This window comes from Streptococcus porcorum (assembly GCF_053203725.1).
The window spans coordinates 46122-53186 of the sequence record NZ_JBRUDG010000012.1; the positions used below are offsets into that span (position 1 = coordinate 46122).

Genomic DNA, 7065 nt, shown 5'->3' on the forward strand with positions numbered 1-7065 from the left:
ATATTTTTCACTTCAAACTTGATCTCTGCAACTATCTCCCAGACAGCTGAAATCAGCAAGATCGTTCTGCTTTCACCTAACCACTTAAAACTAGAACTGATTGATGAACTTGTTTTTGATGGGCTGAGTGCTTTCTCCTTCTCACTCTGATAAGATGATATTTTTTTTTCGATTATTATCTTATCAGAGAAAGAAAAGTGTTATTGCTCGCGTCTAGCAGGCTCAAAGCTCTCTTTCCCATCATTAAGCTTGTCCCAGATAACAACCTGTCCTGTCGCTAAAGAACGTTTAACATCAATAATTCGCTGATTAGATGAGCCTCTAAACTGGAGCATTAAATTGCGCTTCGTACGATCATAACGTCCATCTACTAAAATATCAATATAAGATAATAACTCTAGCTTATCGTCTGTTTCTAGCAACATCTCTTCCCAAGTATAGCCTGTCCAAGACCAAATATCCTTATTGGGTAATTCTGTCTTGATGCGCTTCACCAAGGGCAATAAAATTCCTGTATTTAAAAAAGGTTCTCCTCCTAAAAGGGTTAAGCCTTGAACATAAGGTTGAGCAAGATCGGTCATAATCTTCTCCTCCAACTCCATTGTATAAGGTTGCCCTGCTTTAAAGGACCACGTTGCAACATTATAACAGCCCTCACAGTGAAATAAACAACCACTCACATAAAGAGAGTTCCGCACCCCTTCACCATCAACAAAATTAAAAGCCTTGTAATCAATGATACGCCCTTGGCTCAGCTCCTCACTTTTCCACTCTTGTGGTTTTGGATTATTCATATCAACTCCTAGAGTCATCAGAGCTAGATTAAGTCCCATTACTTGCCTAGTTATGAAGATTTCTATCCATCTCTAAGCCTTAACCTAAACTCTCTTTGCTTCCTTTCATGGTTAGTGTTATCAGGCTAGAGCTCAATCCAATAACGTTCTGTTTGCTCACGGCAATCCTCTAGCTCACCCCCACAAGCCAAAATCGTACGACGACTGGCCTCATTTTGCTCATGGCAGGTCACTAACACACGCTTAATATTCTTATGGGTTGCCTCTATTAAACCCAGTTGTAATTGCTTTTTGGCATATCCTTTTTTTCGCTCACTCGGACGAATAGAATATCCGATATGTCCACCTTTTTGCAATAAAAAATCATTTAACCGTAATCGTAAATGTAAAAACCCAAGCGGCTTACCAGTCTGATCAAAAGAAACGTACTGAATCGCAGGGACATAACCGTCAGGTAAATCTAATCCCATCTCATTTGAGAGATTCTGTTCTAACCATTCTTCATAGGCCAAATCCTTCGGATAATGGCCACCATCCATAGCAGAGCCATCTTGGTTGAACTCTGCAATCATCTCAAGGATGGCCTTTTTATCCTCCAAAGCTGGCCGTCTTAAACTGATGACTTTTTTACAGTTTTTTTCAAAAATTGTTCCCGTAAACTAGCTACGCGATCTTTTTTATTATTTCCTCCCTTCGAGTACTTTTCATGATAGCGAGCTACCTGTGCTTTTCCTTTATCATCTAATTGATATTTTCCCATTATGATTTCTCTTTTCTATTTTTATTTATAAAAGGAGGCTGGATAAAAAGCCCAGCACTACTTCTCAACGTTCGTATTAACATCTTATTGTAGCAGTTGGGTCGTGGAGTGAAACAGTTTGGAGAATTATTTGACCCTAAGCCTATGAGGTAAAAAGGTTTAAGATGAAATGGGTCCACTCCTCATTCTTACAAACTAGAGCCGTTCATATGTTTCACACGCGCGGTGATTTCTTTATGACGGCCATTCACCATTGGACGCGCTTGCGGATTTCCTAGATAACCACAAGTCCGCTTCACCACATCAACCGTCTTAGGATCGCTGTTGCCACAATTAGGACACTTAAATCCACGCTCTGTTGGTTCAAAATCCCCTTCAAAATCACAAGCATAACAGTGATCAATAGGCGTATTTGTTCCCAAGTATCCTACCCTATCATAAGCATAATCCCATACCGCTTCTAGAGCTTTTGGATTTTGTTGTAGCACAGGATACTCACAGTAATGAATAAAACCACCGCTTGCTCCGGTTTCTGGATAATCCTTCTCAAAGTCTAACTTTTCAAAAGGTGTTGGATTTTTTCTCACATCGTAATGGAAACTATTAGTGTAGTATTCCTTGTCTGTAATATCGTCAACTATTCCAAATTTCTCAGTATCTATACGGCAAAAACGATCTGTTAAGCTCTCTGAGGGGGTTGAATAAACAGAGAAATGATAGCCATATTGGTCAGACCAATCCTCTGTCAATGCCTTCATTTTTTTAATAATGTCAAGAGTAAATGCCTTAGCTTCTGGCTTGTCCTCCCACTGTCCACCATAAAAGACGGTCGCAACCTCATAAAGACCAATGTAGCCTAATGACACTGTAGCACGACGATTTTTAAAAACCTGATCCACTTGATCTTCTTTTCTCAAACGCTTACCAAAAGCACCATATTGGTAGAGGATAGGCGCATTGCTTGGTGTCGCTTCTTTGACACGCTCTACGCGATACACTAGGGCATCTTTTGCTATACCCATACGTTCTGAAAAAATCTCCCAAAATTTTTCCTTGTTTCCTGCAGATTCAAGTGCTATCCGTGGCAGATTAACCGTTACCACACCAAGATTCATCCGACCAGATGTGACATCCTGTCCTGTTTCATCCTTCCAACCTTGTAAGAAAGACCGACAGCCCATAGGCACCTTAAAAGAACCTGTTAATTCAACAATCTTATCATAAGACAGCATATCAGGATACATACGCTTAGTGGCACATTCTACTGCTAACTGCTTAATATCATAATTAGGAGAGCCAACCTCTAAGTTCAAGCCACGCTTTACGGTAAAAATCAACTTAGGAAAAATAGCCGTCCGATTTTCACTTCCTAAGCCCTTAATACGAATGGTTAAAATGGCCTTTTGAATTTCACGTTCAAACCAAGATGTCCCCAAGCCAAATCCTAAAGAAGTAAATGGCGTTTGTCCATTTGATGTGAACAGAGTATTAATTTCATACTCCAAACTCTGCATGGCATCATAAATGTCTTTTTTAGTCTTTTCACGCGCATAGGCCTCATGCTTTTCTGGCATCACCCATTCTTTAGCGTCATTTAGGTGCTTATGGTAGTTCAACTCCGCATAAGGAGCCAACACTTCATCAATACGATCTGCTGAACAGCCACCATACTGGCTAGAGGCTACATTCGCAATAATCTGTGAGATTTGAGCAGTTGCCGTCTGAATAGATTTTGGACTCTCTACCTCTGCGTTACCAATTTTAAAGCCATTAGCTAGCATTCCCTTAAAATCAATTAAACAACAATTTGTCATAGGAGTATAAGGGCTATAGTCCAAATCATGATAGTGAATCTCACCTTTTTGATGTGCATTGGCCACATGAGCAGGCAACATCTTAAGACCTATAGATTTACCAACAATACCTGCGGTCAAATCACGCTGTGTATTAAAAACATCACTGTCCTTATTCGCGTTTTCATTAACCACCGCACTATCTTTATTGATTAACTTACCGATGCTAAAATTAATATCCGTTGCTTGAGCTCGGTCAAAGTCACGTTGTGTACGGTAACGAATATATTCCTCTGCAAGATCATATTCATTAGCTTGTAGTAGTTCATGCTCCACAATATTTTGAATCTCATAGATATTCACATCTACTGTAAAGCGGTCAAAAATCTCAGCCAAGACAGCATTCGTGATACTCTCTAACTTAGATTCCATGATTGGGGTTATAGGAGCAAGCTTTTGAGCTGCCTTAAGAAGGGCTTGATAGATTTTATCTCCATCCAGTCCCACCTTACGCCCATCACGTTTGATGACCACCATATCAAAACGATTTGTAACATCATGTTCACTAAGTACTGGCATTATTTCTCCTCCTTTAACAACGTTTTTATTATATCATAACAAAGAAAAAAATCAATATCTTGTGGTTTTTTGAATAAACACCCACAAGATATTGATTTACTTGAGTTTATAGACAACAAATCCCTCAACCTGATCAAGAGAAATTTTTTCATAATTTTTTGCTAAATTTTGTTTAACAGCATCTGATAATGCCATTTTTTTATTTTGAATCACATAAGTGGCTTTGTCAGATAACAGATTGTCTTCTAATTCCTTCTGATACGACGATTGACGCGCTGCCAAAAAAGGTAGGGGGTAAAGACTACTTGAGCTAGTTTGACTCTTTATATAAACCGTTGCTTGCGAGTCCCAGACATATATCGTATCATCTTTACCGACCTCTTTTTTTAGATAAGTTGCAATAAGATCACGCTCTGTTGACATCCGATAAGATGAAGCATAAGACACAACAGGAGCAGCCATAGCATAAATCACCATAACAACGGGCAAATAATAAAAAGATTTAAAAATAAAAGTAAAAAAGCTTCTTGATGTTTTAGTCACACGATGACTACGTCTTTGTTTCTTATTAACCACCTCATAAGCCTCATTAAGATAAGGGGCTGATAGAACAAGACCAAAAGGTAAAAATAAAATTAACTGAGATAAGTCATAAGTTCGAGAAAAAATAGCATAAATCAGATAACAAACGGAACTACATAGCATAAGGTAGCAAAACCATTTGTCTTCTTTAAAGGATTTTAAAGAAATTAAGGATTTAAGTCCCCAAAAAATCAAGCCTGAAGAAAATACAATTAACACTTGTAAAGCAATGGTGATCAGCCAATTACCATCAGATAAGGCTGGTTGAATAAAATTATTCCACCCTGTTTGCGCTAAATAAGCTGAGACAGACTGCATATTCAATACAAAGTAGCCTGCAATATAAAAGACAAATAAGTTTCCAAATAAAACACATAACAATTGATAAAAGCCTCTCGCCATATGTTTATTTCTTAAATTATAAATGCCAATAAAGATAACTGATAACAGCCAAAAAATTAAGGATCTTGGCTCAATTAAAATAGCAATAGCCCCCGTCAAGCCATAAATAATAAAGGTCTCATCTGGAATTTCTTGTTTAAAATAACGCAACAAAAACCAAATTGAAACTAAGATAAAAGGAAGGGCTAACTGACTTGCATAAAGACCCCCAAAGCCAAAAGTTGCTAAAAGCACATAGAAAAAACTGGTTAAGGCTATCGTTGCACTATCTCTAAGTGTCAAATAAGACATTAGCTTATAAATGTAAATTCCCGAAATATAATGTGCCAGAAAATATATAGGAATTGTTAAAAGAAGTGTTCCTCCTAAGTAAGATAGAGCCAATAAAGCATAATAAATAATCCCTGAGCTTGCATAAATCTCACTGTAGGGATAGGTACCCTGACTCATCATAAAACCAATATAAAGATTTTCTGATTGCTGAGTACTCGCCAAATCACTAAAAATGGGAAGGGCAATACTAATGGTACTCACCAATAAGCTCATCAAAGCAATATAAAACTTATGCTGAGACGGGACTTTGATTTTAGTTTTGGGAGCCTCTTCCATAGAAAGAGCTACTTTCTCCTGTCTCCCACTACGTTGCGTACGACTATATTCTGAACTTGTTGTTGGAATTTGCTGTTTTTCTTGATCCACAACAGACCTCTCCTTATCTTTCATATCTCTTCCAGTATATCAGAAATTAGTGTTTAGTCAATTTCTCACAAAGATAAAGATAATACAAAATATCTTTAAAACGATGCAAAGACTGTCGTGAATAATTTTTTAAAAATATTCGTTCTTTCTCGTTTAATGTTAAAAATTTTTTCTTCATACTAATTTATTCGAAAAAAGATATGTTATTTGACAAAAAAGACTGGTTGCCCAGTCTTTTTACTAATCCTCGTCTACAAAACTATTGAAGACTTCCTCAATCATATCCCACTCCGCATCTGAATCTTCAGGAATAGGTTGAAGATCTCCTTCTGTACCATCTTCATTTTCTGTATAAGAGTAAGCTTGGATCTCAATTTCACCATTAGCATCTTCTTCTGCACCTGCTGGTACTAAAAGAACATAGTTTTTACCAAATTCTTCTCGACCATCAATTGTCAATAAAATTTCAAACAAGGTTTCATTTCCTTGCTCATCCACTAACGTAATAACTTCATGTTCATGATCATGATTATGTGACATTATTTTCTCCTTTAAAACATACGATCTAGATAATTTTGTAGAATCAGTTGGGCAGCAAGCTTATCAATAACTTTTTTACGCTTTCCACGGCTAACATCCGCCTGCTCTACCAACATACGCTCTGCTTGCACAGTTGTTAAGCGCTCATCTTGGTAATCTACAGGAAGTTGAAAAAGTTCCTTAATTTTCTCACCATAGGCTTGGCTCGCTTCAACACGAGGACCGCTGGTGTTATTCATATTTTTGGGTAAGCCAATCACAAACTTATCAACACGATACTCTTTTACCAGCTCTGATAACCGTTCAAAACCAAATTCTTCCGTTTCTTCATTAATTTTGATGATTTCAAGACCCTGTGCTGTAAATCCCAAGGGATCACTAATTGCTACCCCAACTGTTTTAGAACCAACATCTAATCCCATTACTCGCATTATAAATCGATTCCATTTCCTTTTAGATAGTAACGAACAAGCTCTTCAACAATCTCATCGCGTTCATGTTTTCTGATTTGATTTCTGGCATCATTGTAACGAGGGACATAAGCTGGATCTCCGCTCAAAACATAGCCTACAATTTGATTAATTGGGTTATATCCTTTTTCATCCAAGGAACGATAGACGTGCGTCAAAGTCTCACTAATTTCTTTTTTATTCACATCATCTAGATTGAAGCGGACGGTTTCATCTGTAAAGCCCATCTCTACACCCTCTTTCCAATATATAGTCCCATTCATTATATCTTATTTTTAAGGAATAAACAAGAACCAGATACAGAAGGTAAGATTAGAATTGTAGCGTTACAATAGATGTGAGACTTCTAGAAGTCAAAAAGAAGATTCCCTGATATGATAAGAGTACCACCACTCACCAAAAAGGAATCTTCTCATGACTAGTATATCACAAAATCTTCGCTATTT

General features: G+C 37.4%; 8 protein-coding genes. All 8 read right to left on the reverse strand.

Translation table 11 applies throughout. The features are described 5' to 3' along the window. Positions 1-200: 200 nt before the first annotated feature. The 8 genes from nrdG to ACVRWY_RS04770 all read right to left on the reverse strand — a co-directional run bounded on the left by nrdG (position 201) and on the right by ACVRWY_RS04770 (position 6846). Positions 201-794 carry an anaerobic ribonucleoside-triphosphate reductase activating protein gene (nrdG, locus tag ACVRWY_RS04735; protein WP_354368384.1) on the reverse strand — a complete coding sequence of 198 codons (594 nt, stop codon included), beginning with the start codon at positions 792-794 and terminating at the stop codon, positions 201-203. A 125-nt stretch (positions 795-919) separates the two neighbouring features. Continuing rightward, positions 920-1366, reverse strand: a complete 447-nt coding sequence (locus tag ACVRWY_RS04740; RefSeq protein WP_354368461.1) for a GNAT family N-acetyltransferase — start codon at positions 1364-1366, stop codon at positions 920-922. Between the two features lie 38 nt (positions 1367-1404). After that, positions 1405-1554 (reverse strand): hypothetical protein, encoded by a 150-nt coding sequence (locus tag ACVRWY_RS04745; RefSeq protein ID WP_354368382.1) that lies wholly within the window; start codon positions 1552-1554, stop codon positions 1405-1407. A 188-nt stretch (positions 1555-1742) separates the two neighbouring features. After that, entirely contained in the window at positions 1743-3926 is a 2184-nt protein-coding gene (gene nrdD, locus ACVRWY_RS04750) for an anaerobic ribonucleoside-triphosphate reductase (RefSeq protein WP_354368380.1), read from the reverse strand. A gap of 96 nt (positions 3927-4022) precedes the next feature. Continuing rightward, on the reverse strand, positions 4023-5609 hold the full coding sequence (locus tag ACVRWY_RS04755; RefSeq protein WP_354368378.1) for a DUF2079 domain-containing protein: 1587 nt from the start codon (positions 5607-5609) through the stop codon (positions 4023-4025). 240 nt (positions 5610-5849) lie between these two features. Continuing rightward, positions 5850-6149, reverse strand: a complete 300-nt coding sequence (locus ACVRWY_RS04760) for a DUF1292 domain-containing protein (RefSeq protein ID WP_354368376.1) — start codon at positions 6147-6149, stop codon at positions 5850-5852. A gap of 11 nt (positions 6150-6160) precedes the next feature. Next, complete coding sequence (gene ruvX, locus ACVRWY_RS04765; RefSeq protein ID WP_354368374.1) at positions 6161-6580, reverse strand: Holliday junction resolvase RuvX; 420 nt, start codon at positions 6578-6580, stop codon at positions 6161-6163. Further along, the gene (locus ACVRWY_RS04770) at positions 6580-6846 is read right to left on the reverse strand and encodes an IreB family regulatory phosphoprotein (protein ID WP_354368372.1); all 267 of its coding nucleotides are present in this window, start codon (positions 6844-6846) and stop codon (positions 6580-6582) included. The genes ruvX and ACVRWY_RS04770 overlap by 1 nt, the downstream gene beginning before the upstream one ends. Positions 6847-7065: the final 219 nt, after the last annotated feature.